The sequence below is a fragment of the Cobetia sp. 29-18-1 genome (genome assembly GCF_029846405.1).
In the GTDB taxonomy this organism is placed as follows: domain Bacteria; phylum Pseudomonadota; class Gammaproteobacteria; order Pseudomonadales; family Halomonadaceae; genus Cobetia; species Cobetia amphilecti.
Window position 1 is genome coordinate 140,269 of record NZ_JARWKS010000002.1, and the last position, 22,732, is coordinate 163,000.

A 22,732-nucleotide genomic window follows, 5' to 3' on the forward strand; every position below is an offset into this window, starting at 1 on the left:
TGTCAGCCCCTATCGTTCGGGTCATGCCAGAGGAGGCGCCCATGCTGGAGGAATGCACCACTGCGGCGGAACGCTTTCGTGGCGTTCATCAGTTGGTTGATCGCTGGCTGGACCAGCGACGCGAGATGCTGGTCTGCTTCATGGATCTGCACGAGGCCTGCGTGAATGACCTCGAGCAGCTCGAGATGACACGCGTCAATCGCTTCATCGAGCTTTTGATGGACTACATCTCGGCGGGGCATTTCGAGGTCTATCCTCAGCTCAAGGAAGAAGGCCGTGTCTTCGAGGACACCGCGGCGCTGGCGGTCTGCGAGCAGCTGATGCAGCGCCTGGAACCCTCCACCGAGCTGGTGCTGTCCTTCGATGAGGATTTCTCCAGTCCTACCCGCTGCCAGCACTATCGCGCCCGACTGCCGGAATGGCTGGCCCGCCTGCAGCAGGGGCTGACCGAGCGTTTCGCGCTGGAGGATCAGCTGATCCAGCGTCTGCATGCGGTACACGAGCCAATTGCCCAGTCGGCCCCGTCGGGTCAGTCGGTGTCCTGAGGCCGCCTCCCGCCAGGCACCCATCGACAGGCACCCATCAAAAAGCCCCGCCAGCATTCGCTGGCGGGGCTTTTTGATGCTCATCCCGATGCGTGTCTCGAAAGAGGCTTACATCAGTGAGGAGGCCTCCGGACGCTCGATCTCGGTCAGTTCGATCTCGCCGGTCAGCAGATCACGCTCGAAGGTTTCCTTGTCGATGTTGAAGCCAAGGAATTCCTGGGCGAGATACATGTCCTTCTCGGCGTTGCCCAGACAGCTGGTGCCACCCGGTGACGGCGTCATGTTGAAGACGATGCCGGTACCCGGATTGATCTTGGCTTCGCCCATCACGAGCTTCTGCTTGCTCTTGTCGATCAACTGCGGACGAACGCCACCGAAGCCCTTGGCGAAGCTGACGTCCTTGACGTCCAGGCTCGGCACGATCTTCTTGATGTCGCCGTGGAACAGACGCTCACGCAGCACCGGCACCTCGAACATGAAGTTCTTGAAGATGTAGTTGCGGATGTCGCGCACCTTCATCAGGTCCCACAGGGCCTTGACGACGTTGCGGTCCATGCGCAGCACCTTGAGGAACTCCCAGAAGGTCTTGCCGTTGTAGCGCTCCAGCAGCGGCAGCATCAGGGCGGTCGGGCCGAAGCGGGTCTTGCCTTCCACCAGCACGTCCGGGTCGCCGTGGACGGCGGCGAACGGCAGGTTCTCGTTCTGGATGGTATAGACCTTGCCGTTGAGCACCTTCGGGGTGAAGTAGAAGGAGCCGGCCATCGGCAGGCAGGACTTGTCCAGGCCGTAACCCATCTTGTGGGCGAACAGCAGGGAGTGACCGCCGGCGCTGACCACGACATAGCGTGCGCTGAGCTCGCCCTTGTCGGTCTTGACCTTGTAGACGTCACCTTCCTTGCGGATGTCTTCCACGGCGGTCGAGAGGCGAACGTCGAAGTTCATGCCTTTCTCGGCCGCTGCCTTCTCGCCTTCGCTGACGAAGGCTTCCGACAGGGTGGTGTAGTTGACGGCGGTATATTCGTCGGTGGAACCCAGCGCGACGATTTCCTCGTCAGGACGACGACCTTCCACCACCTTCGGCTCCAGCTCGGCGATATCATCACGCTCGAGCAGCTTCAGGTTGGGGAACAGCTGCTTGAAGGTGTCGAAACGCTTGCGCAGGAACTGGCATTCCTTGGCACCGACCGCCAGCACCATCTTCGGATACTTGTAGACGATGTGATCGCGCTCACTCTCGCTGAGCTTGGTGGCGAAGTTGACCACCATGCCCGCGGTGCGCTTGGTCACACGCGCCTTCTCGACCGTGTAGTTGGTCTCGATGTCGCCGCAGTGAATGGTCTGGGAGTTGTTGCGACCGTGCGAGTTGACGATCGCGACGTGGTCGTACTTTTCCACCAGGCCGACCGACTTGAGGTCGGTGTAGCGGGCGAGTTCATAGAGAAGGGCGGTGCCGGACACGCCGCCACCCACAATCAGGACATCGTATGTCGTTGAGGACATGGCTGCTCACGCTCAAGGTTGGTGAGGGACATCCCCCGGACCCGACCGGGATTCCGGAGGCCGTCCTGCCGTGACGGGGCAAAAGTTGCCGCACCAGGCTCGACGGTTCGATGGACACACATTATAGACACATCTTGTGCGAAATGATTCAGCAAATAAGGTCGACTTTATGGTGAATGCTTGTAGCCACATGAAAACCTTATAGCTGAGGCTGATCGACCTTATGGATCGATAAAAGCCAAGCAAATCAGTCGTTTATCAGTCGCGCAGCGAAATGATGCGCCAATCGCGCGCGTCAGCGGCGGCGCGCAGTTGCTCATCCGGGTCCACTGCGATGGCAGTATCGACACGCTCCAGCAGCGGCAGGTCATTGATGGAGTCGCTGTAGAAGGTGCTGCCATCCAGAGTGTGGTCACGTTCGGCCAGCCAGGCCTCGAGGCGGGTCACCTTGCCGGCCTGGAAGCTGGGGACGCCGCTGACGCGTCCGGTGTAGCGGCCGTTGACGATCTCGGGCTCGATGGCGATCAGCTCATCGACACCCAGGCGGTCCGCGATGGGAGCGGTGATGAAGCGATTGGTGGCGGTGATGATCAGCAGGGTGTCGCCGCGTGCCCGGTGGCGTGCCAGCAGCTCTTCCGCCCGCGGCAGGATGATGGGCTCGATCTTGGCGGCCATGAACTGCTGGTGCCAGGCCGCCAGCTGCTCCGGACTGTTCTCGGACAACGGCTTGAGTGAGAAGGCCAGGTATTCGTGAATGTCCAGCTCGCCACTCTGGTAGAGCTGGTAGTAGCGCTCGTTGGCTTCACGGTAGACGTTGGCGTCGACAGCGCCCTGTTCGACCAGAAATTCGCCCCAGGCGTGATCACTGTCCCCGGCGATCAGGGTATTGTCGAGATCAAAGATGGCCAGACTCACGGAAAACTCCTTGCTCTGCCCAGCCACACTCGGCTGGGCGACAGACACGGACAACAGAGCACGATAAGGTGCCGGCCCAGTGTTTGCGCGGGTGTACGGTGGCCGACGAGCAGTCTCGCACGGCCGTGTTGCACTGCAATAGCGTGAAGGCAGCGATTATTGCAGAGGTGCTCGGGCTTTCACACCGCCAAACCGCGTATTGAAGCGCTTTCAGCCTTTGTGGAAGAATGGTTTCAATTAACGAATCAAAGGTGACATCCGTGATCGACGCTGACGGCTTTCGCCCCAACGTTGGCATCATCATTGCCAACTGTGAGGGCCAGCTGCTCTGGGCGCGCCGGGTAGGACAGAATGCGTGGCAGTTTCCGCAAGGGGGCATCAAGCCAAACGAGACACCGCAACAGGCGCTGTTTCGTGAACTCGAAGAAGAGATCGGCCTGAAAGCTGAGGACGTCGAGATACTGGCCTGCACCCGTGGATGGCTGCGCTACCGGTTACCCAGACGCATGGTAAGAACGCACTCCCGACCGATCTGCATCGGTCAGAAGCAGAAGTGGTTCCTGTTGCAGATTCGCTGTCAGGACAACCGCGTAAGTGTGGATACCACGCCCAACCCTGAATTCGATGGCTGGCGTTGGGTAAGCTACTGGTATCCGCTGGGGCAGGTCGTGGCCTTCAAGCGTGAGGTCTATCGGCGCGCCCTGCGTGAGTTGGCGCCGCGTCTGCAGCGTCTGGTGGACACCGAGCGGCTCAAGGCGCTCGCCGAGGGGCCATCGCTGCATGAGGCGCGGGGCGCCTGCGGGCCGTCTGGCGCCAGTGGCTCACCGGTCGCTACTGCCAACGCGGCGGCCAAGGGGCTCGATGGCACAGGTGCCGCTGACTCCGGAGCCGGTGACGCCAGCTCCGAGGGTCACGGGCGTCATTCGTCCGGCTGATGGCGTTGATGGGCGCGGGTGGCTGAGCGTGGGTCACGCCGCCTTGGCTGAGCAATCACCTTCTCGACGTCTTCGATGCGCGAGATACACCATGCTTGAGGTACTCCATGCTTGAGGTGCTACGTCGTATCGTTCAGGAGGTCAATGGCGCACGTTCTCTGGACGCGGCACTGGCGACCATGGTGTTGCGCATACGCAAGGCCATGAAGACGGACGTCTGCTCCGTCTATCTGCTGGCACCGGAAAGCGATCGCTTCGTGCTCAAGGACACCATCGGTCTGCGCTCGTCGTCGGTGGGGCAGGTCAGTCTGGCACGTGGCGAGGGCCTGGTCGGGATGGTGGCGCTCAGAGAAGAGCCGCTCAACCTCGAGGATGCGCCCGCACATCCCCAATTCCGTTATTTCGAGGAGACCGGAGAGGAGCGTTTCTCCAGCTTCCTCGGTGTCCCCATCATCCATCAGCGTCGCGTGCTCGGGGTGCTGGTCATCCAGCAGCACGAGAAGCGCCGTTTCGATGAAGGTGAGGAAGCCTTCCTTGTCACCCTCGGCGCGCAGCTGGCGGGAGTGCTGGCCCACGCCCTGGCCACCGGGGCGCTGGGCAAGCTGGCCGGTACCAGCGGCCAGGCGACCTTCTCCGGCGTGGCCGGCTCGCCTGGTATCGCCATCGGCAAGGCCTTCGTGCTGTCTCCGCCTGCCGACCTGGACGCCGTCCCCGACCTGATCCCCACCGATATCGAATTCGAGATCGCACGCCTCAAGGAGGCGATCAACGCCGTGCGCGAAGAGATTCGCGTCGCGGCGGAGCGCCTCGCCAGTCGTATCTCCACCCAGGAACATGCGCTGTTCGAGGTCTATCAGCAGATGCTGGGTGACGCGGCGCTGGGCCAGGAAGTCGAGAAGCGCATCCGTGAAGGACAGTGGGCGCCGGCGGCGCTGGCCGATATCGTGCGCCGCCATGTGCAGTATCTCGAGCGTGTCGATGACGACTATCTGCGCGAAAGAGCCGCCGACATACGGGATCTTGGGCGCCGCGTGTTGTCACACCTGCAGGAAGAGGGTGATAGCGGTCCGATCGAATACCCGGAAAACACCATCCTCATCGGTCACGAGATCAGCCCCGCCACGCTGGGGGAAGTCCCGCGTGAACGCCTCAAGGGGCTGGTCGCGGTCAGTGGCTCGAGTACCTCGCATGTCGCCATCCTGGCGCGTGCGATGGGGATTCCCACCGTGCTGGGCATGGTGGATCTTCCGTTGTCGCGACTGGGCGGTGCACCGGTCATTCTCGATGGTCACCGTGGTCGACTGGTAGTGCGTCCCGAGCTTGAGCTCGGCGCCTACTATTCACGGTTGATCGAGGAGGAGCAGGCGTTGAGTGCGCTGCTGGAACAGGAGCAGGATCTGCCAAGTGTGACCCCGGATGGTCATGTTCTGCCGCTGATGGTGAATACCGGCCTGGCGCTGGATTCCGTCGCGTCGCTCAAGTCGCGGGTCGGCGGGGTCGGGCTCTACCGCACCGAAGTACCGTTCATGATGAGTGACCGCTTCCCCAGCGAGCAGGAGCAGGCGCGTCTTTATCGTGAGCAGCTGCTGGGCTTCGCGCCGCTGCCGGTCACCATGCGCACGCTGGATATCGGCGGCGACAAGGACCTGCCCTATTTCCCGATCAACGAGGCCAATCCCTTCCTGGGCTGGCGGGGCATCCGGGTGACGCTCGATCACCCCGAGGTGCTGATGGTGCAGCTGCGGGCCATGCTGCGTGCCGCGGAAGGGCTGGACAATCTGCGCATCATGCTGCCGATGATCTCGGGAATCGAGGAAGTCGATGCGGCGCTGGCGCTGGTCAATCGGGCGCTGGTCGAGCTGGCCGAAGAGGGCATCAACGTCTCGCGACCGAGTGTCGGCGTGATGATCGAGGTGCCGGCGGCGCTCTATCAGCTGGAAGCGCTCGCCACCCGGGTCGACTTCTTCTCGGTGGGCTCCAACGATCTCACCCAGTATCTGCTGGCGGTGGACCGCAACAACCCGCGCGTGGCGAGTCTCTACGATGCCTGCCATCCGGCGGTGTTGCGCGCCCTTGCGCGTCTGGCGGAAGAGTCGCGTGCGCTCAAGATGCCGGTGAGCGTCTGCGGTGAGCTGGCGGGCGACCCCGCCGGGGCCTTGCTGCTGCTGGGCATGGGCTTTGACAGTCTGTCGATGAATGCCCCGAGCCTGCCGCGCGTGCGTGCGGCCATTCGGCGGGTGTCACTGAGTGCGGCGCAGGGGCTGGTGGGCGAGGTGCTGTGTCAGCCCACCGCCGATGAGGTTCATGACCTGTTGCTCCACCGCCTGCAGGCCTGGGATCTGGCCCACCTGCTGCCGCCGCGCGACAACGCGCCTGTGGCACAGAAAGCCGGCGAGACGGCTAGCTGAGTCGCCAGCTGCCGATATCTCCTTTTTTGCCGCTCTCCGATGCGAGTGAGCGGGTCATGGCCCTGCGACTGGCGATGATGTGGCCCTCAGGGCTGAAGCGGCGCTCCAGCAGGGTCAGGGTCTGCACCACACCGGACGGATCAGTCGTATCCCTTGCCGGGTGGCGTTGCCAGCGCACCAGGGTCGAGGCCCGCGTGCCATATTCGGCGCTGACGATGAACGGGCTGGACAGCAGGGCTTCGCGTTCGGGCGAGAGTCCGGTGGCCGGTAGCTGAGTCGGCGCGGGCCGCCAGTCATCCTTGAGCAGGTCGAGCAGCGCGTCGTCGCTCAATGGCCGTGCGGTTGTCTGACCGGCACGGGCTGACGGGTCGAGGAGGGCTGTCAGGCGGCCACTCAGGCGTCGTTGCTTGGGCCAGTCGGTCTCGGGATGGCCATTGCTCAGGCTGTGGATGCCCGCGCTGAGGCGGCTCACCTCGGCCCCTTGTGGGCCATGATGCAGGCGCCACAACGCCTTGCCATCGCAGACCAGCAGGTTGCACCAGTCCACGGCCTCAAGCGTCAGCGCAGACAGCTTCTGTGCGTCCGCTCCCTCCAGTGCCGCGGGCACGCTCTCTCCCGCGACCAGTGCGCGCAACCAGTCTTCAAGGCGCCAGCGCGAGCATCGCCCCAGCGCCTGACGCGCCGCGGCCGCGACCAGCTGGCCACGGCTGATGCTGGCCGTCGGGGCAGGGTGGTCCAGCTGGCGCACGTTGGTCAGCGTGGCGAGGCTGCCGGCGGGGTGCATGACCAGCCAGCCGCCGCCGGCCACCAGGTCGCGTCCGCCGCACAGGACACCATCCGGCCACACGCAGAGCCCGGCGGTGGCGCGTGCGTGAAACTCATCCCGGTTGCCGATCAGTAACAGGCATTCGCCCTGCGGCGAGTCCGGTTGCCAGTCAAATGCCATCAGGCACATGTCGCCACTCCATCAGGGGGTCGGGAGAAAATAGCGCCTCTGTCACGCTGGCACTGCATGACGCCTGACGGCGGCTTGCGTATGCTGCTGCTTTGTCTCGACAGCTTGCGCTGGTCAGCGGTCGGGCTTGCCGACGCCTCACCTACAGGATGCTTTCAGATCATGTTCTCGCGCCGTGCTTCCTCTGTCGAGCCACCGCCTGCTGCGGCGGTGGCTTCGAATGCCCAGAATCCCGCCAGTGGCCTGGAGAAGGTCTGGGCGCGCATGATTCGGCTGACGGCTGGCCCGCTGCTGCTGGCGGAGCTGGCGGTGGCGTTGAGCTTTCTGGTCGGGGCCGCCGTGGTCAGGGACAGCACGCAGCATGCTGCCGTCGATAGCGCGCTGGGGGAGCTCCGGCAGGAGCATGCGCTGGCCACGGCGCTGGTCAGCGAGCGTCTGGAAACCCAACAGCGTCGCCTGCAGATTCTGGCGCGCTATGCACGGCGCCATCTCGACTTCGGCGCCAACGGGAGCAGCGCCTATGACGATGGCCTGGACCAGTTCTCGCTCACCGAGCAGGGCCAGCTGTTCAGACCGGTATCGCGTGGGGGGGCCGCACTCTACGGCGAATTCGCAGGGCCGTTGAGCGATGAGGATCGTGACGCCGGGCGGCGACTGATGCATATGCAGTGGCTGCTGTCGGACCTCTACTCGTCGGACCCCCTGATCTCACGCCTGTTCGTGAGTCTCGATAACAGCATGGTCATGCTCTATCCCTGGTTCAACGTGCTGGATGCCTTCGCGCCGGGCAGCGATTTCATGCCCTATACCGGCGTGCTGCCGGGCACCGTGCGTCAGCTTGCCGAGAACACCGACAATGGTGCGGCGCGCGTGGTCTGGCTACCGCCGCATCCGGGGCCTGCCGGTCTGCCGCAGATCACGGCGCTGGCAGAGGTCTCTCTCAGCAATGGCCAGAAGGCGCGTGTCGGGCTGGATCTCGCGCTGCCGCAGATGGAGGCGCGCCTGCTGCTGCCGGGGCATGCCCCCTCGGATGCCTTCTGGCTGGTCGATGACCACCTGAACGTCTGGGCGGCCAGCAGCAATGTCGGCGACGGCCATTCCCGGGAGCTGCCCGCGGATATCGCCCGCGCGATGGATACCAGCCTACGCGGTGCCACGCTGGACGACCCGCACGGGAATCAGGTGGTGGTGTGGGACAGCTTGCCGGTCACTGGTTGGCGTCTGGTGTCCAGCACGCGACTCGAGGTGCCCGGTCAGGTGCCGCTGCTGACCCTGTTGCTGGGCAGTGGTGGCGCGCTGCTGCTGGTGTTTGCCGTCGTCATGCTCATCTTGCAATGGCGGCTCAGGCGCATGGACCAGCGCCTGGGGCAGCCCTTGGAGTGGTTGGCGCGCCAGAGCGAGCGTATCGAGAACGGTGAGGTGATGGAGGAGTACCCGCCGGTGGGGCGGCAGGCCTATCCGGCGGATGACATCCTGCGTCGCCATCGTGGGGCCGTGGCCTTGCTGCGTCGTGGTCGCGGCCATGAGCTGGATGCCTTGCCGCTGCCGGCCTTCGTGATGCGCCATGGACTGTTGGCGATGGCCAACCCGGCCTTCGAGAAGCTGTTCGGACTGGTATTGCATGAGGCGCTGGGCCGGTCGGTGGGCAGCTTGCTGATGCTGGAGCCCAACCCCAGCGTGCCCAGCAGTCGTGAACTCCGGGTACATGACGCCGAGGGGCGCATGCGGCGCATGCGCCTCGAGCTGTGTCGCTTCAACAATGACCCGGCGCAGGTGCTCGGCGTGATGATCGATGAGTCAGAGCACGATCAGGCCAGCCAGCAGTTACTGGTCGCGCGTGACCGTGCCCGCGAAGAAGCGCGTCTGAAGAGTGATTATCTGGACATGCTGCACGCTGAGCTGACGCCGCCGCTGCAAGGGCTGGTGCGCAAGCTTGGTCAGCTCAGGCGTGAGCGTCATATCGAGGATGCCGAGCTCAGCCTGCTGCAGGGCCGCCTCGACAGCGTGGCGCAACTGCTGGATGCCCTGACCGAGCGCGAGGAAGTGGTACGGACGCCGCTGGAAGAGAATGACTTCTCGCCGACCGAGACGCTGGGGGCGCTGCTCGAGGACATGCAGCAGCGCCATCATGATGTCGGCTGCCCCTTCGAGTGGCAGCTGGGGCCGATGCCGGAGGCCTTGCGCGGTGATGTGCGCCGCCTCGCGCAGCTGTTCGAGCATCTGGCGGAAGGCTGCGTGCGTCACGAAAGCGCCAGTCATCAATCTCTGCTGCTTGAGCTGCAGCAAGCCTGTGAGCTGCCGGCCTGTCGCGATGCAGCGTTCTCTGCAGAGGGTTCCGACGACGAGGGCGCTGGCTGTTGCTGTCTGCGGCTCGAGCTGCGTGGACATGTCGGCCTCGATATCGGTCATCAATCGCCCTCGAGCCTTGTCATGGCGCGGCGCTTGATCGACGAGCTGGGCGGCAGCTATCGACAGATCAACCTGGACGACGAGCAGGCGCTGGAAATCCTGCTGCCGATGACATGGCCGGGCAAGCCGACCGAAACCCGCATCCTGGTGGTCGATGACGGGCCGGTGAATGCGATGCTGGCGCGCACGGTGCTCGGTCGTCAGGGGTTGTTGGTCGATACCGCCAGCAGCGGCGAAGAGGCGCTGGCCGCTCGTGGACAGCATTTCTACGCGCTGGTGTTCATGGATATCTTCATGCCCGGCATGGATGGCGTCAGTGTCAGCCAGCGCTGGCGCGAGCAGGAAGCCGCCGCCGGCAGTGAGCGGCGCAGTGTCATCATCGCGCTGACCGCCAATGCCAGTGAGGCCGATCGCGAGCGCTTCTTCGCCGCCGGGCTGGATGATTATCTGGGCAAGCCCTACCGGCCTCAGGCGCTGATCGACAAGGTCAGCATGTGGCTGCCTGACGTGACGCTGACGCCACGCGCGTCCGGCAGCGGCGAAGGTCAAGTATCAACAGACGGCTGACGGTCATGGCGCTGAGAGGCCCGGGCCACTCTCGGCAGACAGTCACCGCAATGCAGCATGAAAGGAGTCGGGTATGTGGTGGTGGTATCCCTTGTTGGGCGCAGTCGCCGGCATGATTGCGGGGTTGTTCGGGATTGGCGGAGGGCTTGTCATCGTGCCGGTGCTGGCCGCGGCCTTCGTGCTGCAAGGCGTCGCGCCGGAGGTGTTGATGCACCTGGCGATCGGCACCTCGCTGGCCACCATCGTGGTGACCTCGCTGTCGTCGGCACGGGCACATCATGAGCGCGGTGCGGTGCGCCTCGATTGGCTCAAGCGGCTGTTGCCGGGGCTGGTGGTCGGCACCGGGCTCGGCGTGGTGCTGGCCAGTGAACTGAGCGGCGAGACGCTCAAGCTGGCGTTCGGCGTCTTCGTGCTGCTGGTGGCGGCCAAGCTCGGGCTGGATCTCAAGGTGGGCCAGATGGCCCAGGCGCCCGGGCGGGTCGGCCAGTTCGTGGGCGGCAGTACCGTCGGCGTGATTTCCTCGCTGTTCGGCATCGGTGGCGGCACGGTGATGGTGCCGATGCTCTCCAGCTGGCAGGCGCGCATGACCGAAGCGGTGGGGACCGCCGCCGCGGCAGGCTTCCCCATCGCGCTGACCGCCGCACTGACCAACATCGTGGTCGGCTGGCATGCCCCCAATCTGCCGGAGCACGCCATCGGCTATGTCCATTGGGTGGCGTGGCTGGGCATCGTGCTGGCGTCCGTGCCGTTTGCGCGCCTCGGGGCGCGGCTGGCGCATGCCTTGCCGGCCCTGCTGCTCAAGCGCCTGTTCGCGCTGATCCTGGTCGTCGTCGGACTGCGGTTTCTGCTGGCGTGAGCGGGAATACGCTGCCTCAGGCAGGTCGTGTTCATGCTTTGACTGTTATGCTCTGCCCGCCTGAGAGGCGATGACTGCATCGCCCAGTGCGTTGGTAGAGCCCGACTTCCTCATTCAAGGTTTTCACATGTTGCAATATCCTGAGATCGACCCCGTGGCGCTGGCGCTGGGGCCCTTCAAGATTCATTGGTACGGGTTGATGTACGTGATCGGTTTCGCGGCGGCCTGGGGGCTGGCACGAGCACGTCGCGCACGCGTCGGCCTGAGTCAGGACGCGGTAGGCGACCTGATCTTCTTCGGCGCCCTGGGTGTGGTGCTGGGTGGCCGCCTGGGGTATGCGCTCTTCTATGGCTTCGACAAGCTGCTGGCGGACCCGGTGTGGATCTTCAAGGTCTGGGATGGCGGCATGAGCTTCCATGGCGGCTTGCTGGGCGTGTTGATCGCGATGCTGATGTTCGCGCGTCGCCATCAGCTGACCTTCTTCCAGCTGACCGATTTCATCGCGCCGATGGTGCCGATCGGTCTCGGCGCAGGGCGGCTGGGCAACTTCATCAATCAGGAGCTGCCGGGGCGCATCACCGATGTCTCCTGGGGCATGGTCTATCCGCTCTACGGGCCGGAACCGCGTCATCCCTCGCAGCTCTATCAGTTTGCACTGGAAGGCGTCGCGCTGTTCGCCATCCTGTGGTTCGTCTCGCGTGAACCGCGTCAGAAGGGCTTGATCTCCGGTCTGTTCCTGCTCTGCTACGGCTGCTTCCGGTTCATCACCGAATTCTTCCGTCAGCCGGACTCCCAGCTCGGCTTCATCGCCTTCGACTGGCTGACCATGGGCCAGCTGCTGTCGCTGCCGATGGTGCTGTTCGGGCTGCTGTTGATGGCCTGGTCGCGCGGTCAGGAAGTGGCGCAGCCGCCGGTGCCTCGCGCCTCCTGAGGGGCAATGCAGGCGTGAATACAGGGGGCATTCGGTGTAAACTGGCCCCCTGCCAGATACGCAAGAACGCGGCCATCGGGCCGCGTTCTTGCGTATCTGGCAGCGTCAAATATCGTCAAGTGAACGATTCGAATTCATGAAGAGGCTGGTGCAGGGCGATCCACGGCTCCGCTCGCCGCGCCAGCCTCTGACACGCCGTACGGACTCGCCACCATGCAACCCTATCTAGATCTGATGCGCCATGTGCTGGAAAACGGCACACAAAAGGGCGATCGCACCGGCACCGGCACCCTGAGTGTCTTCGGCCACCAGATGCGCTTTGATCTGGCCGAAGGCTTTCCGCTGGTCACGACCAAGAAGCTGCACCTGCGCTCGATCATCCACGAGCTGCTGTGGTTCCTGAAGGGCGATACCAACATCGCCTACCTGAAGGAAAACGGCGTGCGTATCTGGGACGAGTGGGCCGATGAGAATGGCGACCTCGGGCCGGTATACGGTTACCAGTGGCGCAGCTGGCCGAACCCGCAAGGCGGTTCCGTCGACCAGATCAGCCAGCTGATCGAGCAGATCAAGACCAACCCGGATTCGCGCCGCCTGATGGTCTCGGCCTGGAACCCGGCGCTGGTGGATGAGATGGCGCTGCCGCCTTGTCATGCACTGTTCCAGTTCTACGTCGCCGATGGTCGCCTGTCCTGCCAGCTCTATCAGCGCAGCGCGGACATCTTCCTCGGCGTGCCGTTCAACATCGCAAGCTATGCGCTGCTGACCCAGATGGTCGCGCAGGTGTGTGGCCTCAAGCCGGGCGAGTTCATCCATACCCTCGGCGATGCCCACCTTTACAGCAATCATCTCGAGCAGGCGCGTGAGCAGTTGACGCGTGAGCCGCTGGCGCTGCCGAAGCTGGTGTTGAATCCGGAAGTCACGGATCTGTTCGACTTCACCTTCGATGACATTGCCATCGAAGGCTATGAATCCCATCCGCATATCAAGGCGCAGGTGGCTGTATGAGCGATAATGAATTCTCTCCGCTGACGGCGGCGGCTGACACCGTCGTGCCCGTCGCGATGATTGCCGCCATGTCGGTCAACCGCGTGATCGGCGTCGACAACCAGTTGCCGTGGTATCTGCCGGAAGACCTGAAGTTCTTCAAGCATGTCACCCAGGGCAAGCCGGTGATCATGGGACGCAAGACCTTCGCCTCCATCGGCAGGCCGCTGCCCAACCGCCTCAACATCGTGGTCACGCGTGACAGCGAGTTCAGTCACGATGGCGTGCGGGTCTGCAGTGACCTGGCCGCCGCGCTAAGCATGGCGGACCACCACGCGATGATCGAAGGCGTGGACGAGATCATGGTGATCGGTGGCGGTCAGATCTACGCCCAGGCGCTGCCGGTGGCGACGCGCCTCTATCTCACCGAGGTTGCGGTCGAGATCGAGGGCGATGCCCATTTCCCGGCGCTGGATGCGAGCTGGCAGGAAGCGCAGCGCGTCCCGGGGGAGAGTGGTGAGGGTCTGCCGGCCTATGACTTCGTGCGCTTCGAGCGCCGCGACGTCTGAGCCACTGGCTGGCCGGCGTGACCTTTACAGTCAGCAGGTACTGACACAGACTGGTGCCAAACGGAACTGCCCATAGCGTGCAAGGGAGGCTCAGGCCTTGACGATGGATCGCCTCGAAGCGCTGTATTCTGCGCTTGAACATGAAGCCGACACACAGCGACAGCAGCGTGACACAGAGCGCCAGGCCCGTGCGGCCCTGGAGTCGGAAAATGCCCGCCTGCGCGATGCGCTGGCCCAGCTGGAGCAGCAGGGAACGTCTGCAGCCACGGCAGATGCCGATGCGCATCAGCGTGCCTTGGCAGAAGCCGAGCGTGCACTGGCCGCGGAGCGTCATGAGCGTGAGCAGCTCGCTGAGCAACTCGCGGCGGCGCGCCAGACACTGCAGGAGCAGCAGGCGCAGTTAAGCGCGGTGAATGAGGCGTTGCTGGCGCGAGATGCGCAATTGCGTGAACTGGTCGAGCAGGCTTCTGCGCCGCAATTCTCCACGAATGCGGAGGCGGGTCTGACAGCGCAGCAGGAGGCGCAGGCAGAACGCCTGGCCTCAGAGCGCCTGAACGTGAGTCAGCCGGCAGCTGCCGCGCAGACAACGACGGCTGCTGATTCGTCCGAGGCTCAGGCGTCGCAAGCCCAGACGCCGCAAGCTCAGGTACCGCAGGAGCAGGAGGCGCAGCAGCAGAACGAGGCTGAGCAGGGCGAGGCCCCGCAAGCACAGCAGGCTTCTCAGCCTGAGTCGGCGCCTTCTCCCCATGCGCTGCTCAAGCAGTGGTACAAGCGCTATCCGGATACCTTCTTCAAGGGCCACACCCGGCCGCTGAAGATCGGCATCCATATCGAGCTGCTGGAAAACGAGCCCTGGGATGACAAGCTGGTGCGACGCGCGCTGGCGGGTTATGTCCATCTGCCGCGGTATCTGAAGGCGGTACGGGCGGGCACGCAGCGCGTGGACCTCTCGGGTCAGTCGGTGGGTGCCGTGACGGAAGATGAGGCACGCCATGCCCGTCAGCAGCTCGATGAGCTGACGCGTCAACAGAAGGCGCGGGAAGAGCAGGCGACCGATCAGCGTATCAGCCACAAGCTCAGCGAGCTGATGACCAAGCACCGCCCCTGAACACAGTCCTCGAGAACCGTCCCTGAGAACCGTTCCTGAGAATGTGTTGGCAGGTGATGTGACAGCTGGTGAAGACGCTCGATCGACAATGATCGGTGCTAACAGACAAGGCCCCTGTGCGGATTCCCGCACAGGGGCCTTGTCGTTGGTGGGCGGAAATCCGCACAACTCCTCACAGATCGCCGGCGGCCCGCGGAATTCGGCTCACTTGTGCGCGAGTTGTATGCGAACTGTGCGTCTTCAACTTATTGAATTGTCTGGATTGTCTCGTCTATCTGGCGGCTGTGGCGCAATGCTCGCAGGGTCTCGGCTATCCCTGCTCGCGCCGCACCTCTGCGCGGCTTCGTGTCGGAGCCGCGCAGACGGGATATCGAATGCCCTACAAGACCAACAATATCCGCAATTCAAGAGGATTCGCCATGCGCCTTATCAAGCCAGCCCTGACCGCCCTGAGTGCTGCCATCCTGTTTGCCTCAGCGACGGCCATGGCCGACCCGATCACCATCAAGTTTTCCCATGTGGTGGCGGAAAATACCCCCAAGGGCCAGATGGGCAAGAAATTCCAGCAACTGGTGGAGGAGCGACTGGGCGACAAGGTGGAAGTCGAGCTCTACCCCAGTTCGCAGCTGTACGGGGACGACAAGGTGCTGGAAGCCATGCTGCTGGGCGATGTGCAGCTGGCGGCACCGTCATTGTCCAAGTTCCAGAAATATACCGATCAGCTGCAGGTCTTCGATCTGCCCTTCCTGTTCAAGGACATGGGCGCTGTCGAACGCTTCCAGAGCAGCGAGACGGGCCAGTCATTGCTGACGTCGCTGGAATCCAAGGGGTTGGTGGGGCTCGGTTATCTGCATAACGGCATGAAGCAGCTGTCCGCGTCATCGCCGCTCAAGACACCGGGGGATGCCGACGGCAAGAAATTCCGCATCATGACCTCCGATGTGCTCGAGGCCCAGTTTGACGCGGTGGATGCCGTCTCGCTGAAGAAGCCGTTCTCCGAGGTCTTCATCCTGCTGCAGACCAAGGCCATCGACGGTCAGGAGAATACCTACTCCAACATCTACTCCCAGAAGTTCTTCGAGGTGCAGCCGTACATCACCGAATCCAACCACGGCGTGCTGGATTATATGGTGGTGTCTTCGGCGCGCTTCTGGAATGGCCTGCCGGATGACGTGCGTGGTGAGGTCAAGTCGGCGCTCGATGAGGCCATCGTCTACGGCAACCAGCTCTCCGAAGCCAAGAACATGGAGGCCAAGCAGGCCATCATCGATTCAGGCCAGAGCGAGATCATCACGCTCGACGATGCCCAGCGTCAGCAGTGGGTCGACGCCATGAAGCCGGTATGGGGCGAGTTTGCCGACGACATCGGTCAGGACATCGTCGACGCCGCGGAAGCTGCTAACCAGTAAGCCATCAGGCCATCCATCACTTGCCCCATCTTGAGCGCCAGGACATCGGCGATCTCGCGTGGGGCAAGTGTCCTTGAGCGACATGAGGATTTTTGCCATGGCACTACGATGGCTTCACAAGGCGGAAGAGACGCTGTTCTCGCTGCTGCTGGTAGCGATGGTGCTGCTGGTCTTCGTCGAGGTGGTGTTGCGCTTCGTCTTCAATACCGGCATCAGCTGGTCACAGGAGGCCACGCTGTATCTGGCGGGCTGGTTCGTGCTGATCGGCGTGTCCTGGGGCGTCAAGCAGGGCGCGCACATCGGCGTGGATGTCGTGGTCAAGATGCTGCCGATGCTCTGGCAGCGCGTGGCGACCTTGCTGGCGCTGGCGATCTGCATGGCGTACTGCGTGATGCTGCTGGTCGGCAGTTATGAATATCTCTCGCTGATGAAGATGATCGGCATCGAGCTTGAGGACATCGCGATTCCCAAGTGGTACGCCCTCACCATTCTGCCCATTGCCATGTTGCTGCTGATGCTGCGCTTTGCTGTACTGGGCTGGAAGGTGATTCGTGGCGATGCCAGTGGCTTCGGCTTTCATGACGAAGGCGAGGACAGCATGCATCTGGTGCAGTCGGACGCGCCGGATGGCCAAGACAACGGCGATGCTGGCCGTGACAGTGATCAGGGAACACCACGATGACCATAGCCACTCTGTTTGCGCTGCTGTTCGGCGGCATCTTTCTCGGCATGCCGATCGCCTTTGCGCTGGGCTTCTCGAGTGTCACCACGATCCTGCTGTTTTCCAGTGACTCACTGGGGTCGGTGGCGATCAAGCTGTTCGAAGCCCTGTCGCATCACTACACCCTGCTGGCGATCCCGTTCTTCATTCTCTCCAGCACCTTTCTCTCGACCGGTGGCGTGGCACGTCGCCTGATCACCTTCGCCACCGATGCCATCGGCCACGTGCGCGGTGGACTGGCGATGGCCTCCGTATTGGCATGCATGCTGTTTGCCGCCGTGTCCGGCTCTTCTCCGGCCACGGTGGCGGCGATCGGCTCCATCGTGATCGCGGGCATGGTGCGCCAGGGCTATACCGAGTCCTTCGCGGCGGGCGTGATCACCAATGCCGGGACACTGGGCATCCTGATTCCGCCGTCCATCGTGATGCTGGTGTATTCCGCCGCCACGGAAGTCTCGGCGGCCAAGATGTTCATGGCAGGTCTGATTCCGGGCCTCCTGATGGGCGGTATTTTGATGGTCGCCATCTATATCGCGGCGCGGATCAAGAAGTTGCCGGCTCAGCCTTTCCCCGGCGTACGGGTGCTTGCGCGCTCTGGCCTGATCGCCATGGGCGGTCTGATGTTGATCTTCATCGTGCTGGGCTCGATCTATGGCGGCGTGGCCAGTCCCACCGAAGCCGCGGCCGTGGCCACGGTGTATGCCTGGTTCATCGCCGTGGTGGGCTATCGCGACATGGGGCCGTTGAAGAACGTGCCGTGGCGCAAGGGCAACGAAGCCTGGGGGAGTGCGGGGTTGCGCGCGCTGTGGCAGGTGCCTGCCGGGCTTCTGGGGTCCTTCACCGATCAGGAGGTCAAGAAGGTGGTACTGGATGGCGCGCGCGTCTCGATGATGCTGTTGTTCATCATCGCCAACGCGATGCTGTTCGCGCATGTACTGACCACGGAGCGCATTCCGCACACCATCGCCGAAACCATCATCGGCTGGGGGCTGCCGGCGTGGGGCTTCTTGATCGTGATGAATCTGCTGCTGCTGGCGGCGGGCAACTTCATGGAGCCCTCGGCCATTCTGCTGATCATGGCGCCAATCCTGTTCCCCATCGCGACGCAGCTGGGGATCGACCCGATCCATCTCGGCATCATCATGGTGGTCAACATGGAGATCGGCATGCTGACACCCCCCGTAGGGCTGAACCTCTTCGTGACGGCGGGGATCACCGGCAAGCCGATGACCTGGGTCATTCGGGCAGCATTGCCGTGGTTGTCGCTGTTGCTGCTGTTCCTGGTGTTGATCACCTATGTGCCGGCTATCTCGCTGTTCCTGCCCAACTGGTTGAGCAGTTGAGGATCACTGCCTGCTGACAAGGTGCGATGGAAAGATTGATTGATGACAGAGCTTGATGACAGAGCTTGATGACAGGGAGGGCGACTGGGCTTGTTGACTGGATTTGATGATTGAGTTTGATGACCGATATTGATAGCAGACTCATGAATGAATCATTGGCACAGGGACGGTGCCTTTCATGAAGATAAAGCTGAGAGGAAACCACAACTTGGCATCAGACAAGCACAGCAGTTGACGGGTATTTGTTCTGCGACTTTTGTCGCAAGCGAGGTTTTTCCACAATGAATCCGGGATTAACGCTCAGCGATGCGCTCGGTGATGCAGGAATCCGCGTCAAGACGCATGGTTGTCATGAATCCTTCATTCTTGAGCCCTAGAGTATGCTCACGCCAGACAACCGACCGATGGATAGGTTCAGGAGTGGTGATCGAAAACAGTGTTTTTTTCTGTTGCACATCCTGAAAGCCCGGTATATGGTTTCCCTGCGAGCATTGGATAATAACTAGGCCACAGAGTTTTAGAGGCGTCATCAAGCGCCCGGAACCTTGGTCACTGCCATCGGCAGACACGATCGAACAGTTAACGCTAGTTAAGGAACTATCGCGATGAAAAAGACACTTCTGGCTACTGCCATCGCCGGCGCTGCTGCCCTGGCTGCTACTTCTGCTTCCGCTGCTACTGTCTACAACCAGGACGGTACCAAGCTGGACATCTACGGTAACGTGCAGCTGGCATACACTTATGTCGACCAGCTCGGCGGTGATCCGGAAAGCGAACTGGGTGACAACGGTTCTACCTTCGGTGCCAAGGGCGAGCACAAGATCAACGACGATATCGTTGGTTACTTCAAGGCTGAGTGGGAATACGACGCTGACGAATCCAAGGGCGGCGGCAACGGCCTGAACGATGGCGACCAGTCCTACGTCGGTGCCAAGGGCTCCTTCGGTGACGCGCGTATCGGTTCCTGGGATCAGCTGATGGATGACTGGATCCAGGATCCGATCTCCAACAACGAATACTTCGACCTGACTGACTCCAGCTCCCAGATCACTGGCGACAGCCAGACTCGTGAAGGCAACAAGCTGCAGTACATGTCTCCGGTCATGGGCGGCATGCAGTTCGCCGTCGGTTCCAACTTCGAAGGCGATGGCGAAGACGAGAACATCACCGATTCCAATCAGGCGTCCTTCTTCGCTGGTGCCAAGTACACCGTCGGCGGTTTCTCCCTCGCCGCTGTGTATGACAACCTGGACCAGTTCGAAGCCACCAACGGCAGCGACATCGGTGACCAGTACGGTATCACCGGTCAGTACACCGTCGATGCCCTGCGTATCGCCGTCAAGGCTGAGCGTTTCGCGGGTGAAGAAGATGACACCGACGTCGACTACTACGGTATCGGCGCGCGTTACGGCTACGGCATGGGCGACGTCTACGGCGGCTACCAGTATGTCGACGCTGAAGACGCTTCCACCGTGGCTACTGAAAACGGTGGCGACGACAGCTTCAACGAATTCAACCTGGGTGTGACTTACAACATCTCTTCCGCGATGTACACCTACATTGAATACGCCCAGTACGATCGTTCTGGCGATGCTAGTGACGGCGCTGCAGTCGGCATCTACTACGGCTTCTAAGACGTCTTCAATCGTCTAGCAAGCTAACGAAAGCCGGTCCCTCAGGGCCGGCTTTTTTACGTCTGTCTCTTCTGTGATGACTGACTCCCTGTCCGATGAAGGGAGGGTAGCCAATGCGCAAGCATTAGCGTCATGGTCACGAAAAAAGCCCCTTTGATCTGATGATCAAAGGGGCTTTTATCATGCGCCTCTCAGGGAAATGATGGCGCTGGCGGATAACCTGTCAGCGCAATTATCCGGCCATCATTTCATGGCGTCGAGATCTTCACGCTTGGGCAGTGCGGCATAGGCGCCCGGGCGAGTCACGGCGAAGGCACCGCAGGCTGCAGCACGCTCCAGTGCGGCGTTGAGATGACTCTCGTCTTCGCACCAGTCGCTCAGGTTGTCGGCATTGATGCCGGCTTCGCTGAGGGCTGACAGGAAGCCGCCGATGAAGGCGTCGCCACCGGCCGTGGTATCGACCGCCTTGACGGTGGGCGGCGTGATGCTGACGGTCTCGATGTCGCCGCTCTGCTTGCGCACCAGGGCACGGATCACGCCCGGGCCATCGGTGAGCACGATCAGGCGCACACCGGCTTTCAGGCGCGCTTCGAGCCAGTCGGTCTGCGGCTGACTGCCGGTCAGTGCCTCGACCTCTTCCTGGGACAGCTTGAGGATATCGGCGTTGTCCAGCAGGCGCGTGACCAGGGTCACATCGACCTGCTGGTTTGGCCACAGGTTGTGACGCAGATTGGCATCCACGCTGACCAGAGAGCCTGCAGCACGTGCGCGTGACGCCAGCACGAAGCTGGTGTCCGCGATGCCGGCGTCGGTCAGGCTGTTGCTGCACAGGTGGAAGATGGCGGGGGTCGCGAACAGCTCAGGCCCGGCGTGCTCCGGACGGAACAGCAGGTCAGCGGCCGGCGGACGATAGAAGTCGAAGCGGCGTTCACCCTCTTCATCGCGAGACACGAAGGCGAGTGCGGTGCGCGCATGGCTGGTGCGCTTGACGTGATCCATCTGCACGCCATGAGCGCTCAGTTCGTCGTGCAGGAAGTCACCGAAGCTGTCCTGACCCAGCATGCCGACGAAGTGACTCGGCAGGCCGAGACGGGCACAGGCCACCGCGACGTTGGCCGGTGCGCCGCCCGCGTAGGGCGTGAAGGTTTCCTGCTCGACGGCCTGGCCGCCGAGCTTGTTGGAGAGCATGTCGACGAGCGCTTCGCCGAACGCGATTACCGGAGTCATCAGGAGGAGGTTTCCTTGCGAGTGGTCGTCGTGGAGCCTTTGGCTTTCTTGCCCGGCTTGTCGTTGCTGTCATCCGCCTGGGTGGCGCCACCGGCAGGGAAGTGCTCGCGGACCAGCGCCAGCAGGCCCTGGGTGGACGGATCGAAGGCCTTCACGTCGGTATCGATACGCGCGCTGATTTCCCCGGCGATGCGCTTGCCGAGCTGCACGCCCCACTGGTCGAAGGAGTTGATGTTCCAGATCACGCCCTGCACGAAGACCTTGTGCTCGTAGAGGGCGATCAGTGCGCCGAGGTTGCGCGGGGTCATCTCATCCAGCAGCAGGGTGCTCGACGGGCGGTTGCCCGGGCAATTGTAGTGCGGATCGAGGTTGCTGCCATCCTGGCTGCCTTCCATGAAGGCGTTGGCCTGCGCCAGCATGTTGGTGATCAGCGCGAAGTGGTGCTCTTCGGTACCCGGCTCCGGCTTCAGCGAGGCGATGAAGTCGATGGGCACGTAGCGCGTGCCCTGGTGCAGCAGCTGGAAGAAGGCATGCTGGCCGTTGGAGCCGGTCTCGCCCCACACGATCGGGCCGGTCTTGTAGTCCACCGGACGGCCGAAGATGTCGACTGACTTGCCGTTGGATTCCATGTCCAGCTGCTGCAGGAAGGCGGGCAGCTGATGCAGGGCCTGGTCGTAAGGCACGATGGCTTGGGTCTCGGCGCCCATGAAGTTGATGTACCAGATGCCGATCAGCGCCATCAGGACCGGCATGTTCTCGGCCATCGGCGCATTGATGAAGTGCTGGTCCATCTCATGGGCGCCTTCCAGCAGCTCCATGAAGCCTTCATAGCCGATGGACAGGGCGATGGGCAGGCCGATGGAAGACCACATGGAGTAGCGACCGCCAACCCAGGCCCAGAATTCGAAGACGTTCTCTTCGCGAATGCCGAATTCCTTGGCCGCCTTGCGGTTGGTGGAAGCCGCGACGAAGTGGGCACCGACGTCGGCATCCTGACCGGCGTGCTCCAGGAACCAGCGGCGCGCCGTCTTGGCGTTGAGCAGGGTTTCCTGGGTGGAGAAGGTCTTGGTGGAGACGATGAACAGCGTGGTGGCAGGATCCAGGCGCTTGAGCACCTTCTGGATGTGGTTGCCATCGACGTTGGAGACGAAGTGGAAATTGATTTCCGGGTGGCGATGCTTGAGCAACGCACGGCAGGCCATGTTGGGGCCCAGATCGGAGCCGCCGATGCCGATGTTGACCACGTCGCGAATCCGCTGGCCGTCGAAGCCTTTCCACTCACCGCTGCGCACGGCTTCCGAGAAGGCGCGGATCTGCTCGCGCGTCTTGTGGATTTCCGGCATCACGTCCTTGCCATCGACGATGACCGGCGTGTTGGTCTGGCTGCGCAGTGCGGTGTGCAGCACCGGGCGATTCTCGGTGACGTTGATGATGTCGCCGGAGAACATCTGCGCGCGACGTTGAACGAGTGCAGAGTGCTCAGCCAGTTCGACCAGCGCCTCCATCACCTCATCGGAGATGTGGTGCTTGGAGTAGTCGAGAAACAGGCCGCCGACGCGCAGGCTCATCTTCTCGAAGCGCTTGGGATCCGCCGCGAAGTAATCGCGGATGCGGTCGTTGCGGGTCACCTCGCCCAGCCGGGTCAGCGCCTGCCAGGAAACACTACGGGTCAATTGCAGCATGGAAGTGTCCATCGTATGGGTTGTTGAAGTT

Annotated in this window: 17 protein-coding genes and 1 pseudogene; 13 read left to right on the forward strand and 5 right to left on the reverse strand. The window is 62.6% G+C overall.

The window, feature by feature from the left end; translation table 11 throughout:
- Positions 1–41: 41 nt before the first annotated feature.
- Complete coding sequence (rsd, locus tag QD208_RS02385) at positions 42–545, forward strand: sigma D regulator (protein WP_213114509.1); 504 nt, start codon at positions 42–44, stop codon at positions 543–545.
- A 108-nt stretch (positions 546–653) separates the two neighbouring features.
- Here rsd and QD208_RS02390 read toward each other — a convergent pair whose 3' ends face one another.
- On the reverse strand, positions 654–2,045 hold the full coding sequence (locus QD208_RS02390) for an FAD-dependent oxidoreductase (RefSeq protein ID WP_043331433.1): 1,392 nt from the start codon (positions 2,043–2,045) through the stop codon (positions 654–656).
- A 258-nt stretch (positions 2,046–2,303) separates the two neighbouring features.
- The gene (locus QD208_RS02395) at positions 2,304–2,960 is read right to left on the reverse strand and encodes an HAD family hydrolase (protein WP_054555583.1); all 657 of its coding nucleotides are present in this window, start codon (positions 2,958–2,960) and stop codon (positions 2,304–2,306) included.
- A gap of 260 nt (positions 2,961–3,220) precedes the next feature.
- Here QD208_RS02395 and QD208_RS02400 point away from each other — a divergent pair.
- A pseudogene (locus QD208_RS02400) lies at positions 3,221–3,694 on the forward strand (RNA pyrophosphohydrolase); the annotation flags it as partial.
- A 308-nt stretch (positions 3,695–4,002) separates the two neighbouring features.
- The gene (gene ptsP / locus QD208_RS02405) at positions 4,003–6,303 is read left to right on the forward strand and encodes a phosphoenolpyruvate--protein phosphotransferase (protein ID WP_225347132.1); all 2,301 of its coding nucleotides are present in this window, start codon (positions 4,003–4,005) and stop codon (positions 6,301–6,303) included.
- Here the strand turns inward: ptsP and QD208_RS02410 are convergent.
- Positions 6,296–7,258: an NRDE family protein gene (locus tag QD208_RS02410; protein WP_153636391.1), complete on the reverse strand. Its 963-nt coding sequence runs from the start codon at positions 7,256–7,258 to the stop codon at positions 6,296–6,298. The two genes, ptsP and QD208_RS02410, sit on opposite strands and share 8 nt — an antisense overlap.
- A 162-nt stretch (positions 7,259–7,420) precedes the next feature.
- Here QD208_RS02410 and QD208_RS02415 point away from each other — a divergent pair, with 162 nt between their 5' ends.
- The 10 genes from QD208_RS02415 (at position 7,421) to QD208_RS02460 (ending at position 19,792) form a co-directional block, all read left to right on the forward strand.
- Positions 7,421–10,234 (forward strand): response regulator, encoded by a 2,814-nt coding sequence (locus tag QD208_RS02415; protein WP_225347131.1) that lies wholly within the window; start codon positions 7,421–7,423, stop codon positions 10,232–10,234.
- Between the two features lie 73 nt (positions 10,235–10,307).
- Entirely contained in the window at positions 10,308–11,090 is a 783-nt protein-coding gene (locus tag QD208_RS02420) for a sulfite exporter TauE/SafE family protein (RefSeq protein ID WP_107336182.1), read from the forward strand.
- A gap of 127 nt (positions 11,091–11,217) precedes the next feature.
- Positions 11,218–12,021: a prolipoprotein diacylglyceryl transferase gene (gene lgt / locus QD208_RS02425; RefSeq protein ID WP_054555578.1), complete on the forward strand. Its 804-nt coding sequence runs from the start codon at positions 11,218–11,220 to the stop codon at positions 12,019–12,021.
- Between the two features lie 213 nt (positions 12,022–12,234).
- Complete coding sequence (locus tag QD208_RS02430; RefSeq protein ID WP_131432578.1) at positions 12,235–13,029, forward strand: thymidylate synthase; 795 nt, start codon at positions 12,235–12,237, stop codon at positions 13,027–13,029.
- Complete coding sequence (locus QD208_RS02435; RefSeq protein ID WP_054555577.1) at positions 13,026–13,577, forward strand: dihydrofolate reductase; 552 nt, start codon at positions 13,026–13,028, stop codon at positions 13,575–13,577. The genes QD208_RS02430 and QD208_RS02435 overlap by 4 nt, the downstream gene beginning before the upstream one ends.
- Positions 13,578–13,680: 103 nt before the next feature.
- The gene (locus tag QD208_RS02440) at positions 13,681–14,685 is read left to right on the forward strand and encodes a ProQ/FINO family protein (protein ID WP_225348166.1); all 1,005 of its coding nucleotides are present in this window, start codon (positions 13,681–13,683) and stop codon (positions 14,683–14,685) included.
- A gap of 419 nt (positions 14,686–15,104) precedes the next feature.
- Positions 15,105–16,094 (forward strand): TRAP transporter substrate-binding protein, encoded by a 990-nt coding sequence (locus tag QD208_RS02445; protein ID WP_225347130.1) that lies wholly within the window; start codon positions 15,105–15,107, stop codon positions 16,092–16,094.
- A gap of 97 nt (positions 16,095–16,191) precedes the next feature.
- Positions 16,192–16,776 (forward strand): TRAP transporter small permease, encoded by a 585-nt coding sequence (locus QD208_RS02450; protein WP_153636387.1) that lies wholly within the window; start codon positions 16,192–16,194, stop codon positions 16,774–16,776.
- Positions 16,773–18,158 (forward strand): TRAP transporter large permease subunit, encoded by a 1,386-nt coding sequence (locus QD208_RS02455; protein WP_043331424.1) that lies wholly within the window; start codon positions 16,773–16,775, stop codon positions 18,156–18,158. The genes QD208_RS02450 and QD208_RS02455 overlap by 4 nt, the downstream gene beginning before the upstream one ends.
- 605 nt (positions 18,159–18,763) lie before the next feature.
- Positions 18,764–19,792 carry a porin gene (locus QD208_RS02460; protein ID WP_153636386.1) on the forward strand — a complete coding sequence of 343 codons (1,029 nt, stop codon included), beginning with the start codon at positions 18,764–18,766 and terminating at the stop codon, positions 19,790–19,792.
- 243 nt (positions 19,793–20,035) lie between these two features.
- On the opposite strand, the gene QD208_RS02465 is transcribed toward QD208_RS02460, so the two are convergent.
- Both QD208_RS02465 and pgi read right to left on the reverse strand, forming a co-directional pair.
- The gene (locus QD208_RS02465; protein WP_054555573.1) at positions 20,036–21,019 is read right to left on the reverse strand and encodes a carbohydrate kinase; all 984 of its coding nucleotides are present in this window, start codon (positions 21,017–21,019) and stop codon (positions 20,036–20,038) included.
- On the reverse strand, positions 21,019–22,701 hold the full coding sequence (pgi, locus tag QD208_RS02470; RefSeq protein WP_054555572.1) for a glucose-6-phosphate isomerase: 1,683 nt from the start codon (positions 22,699–22,701) through the stop codon (positions 21,019–21,021). The genes QD208_RS02465 and pgi overlap by 1 nt, the downstream gene beginning before the upstream one ends.
- Positions 22,702–22,732 lie beyond the last annotated feature (31 nt).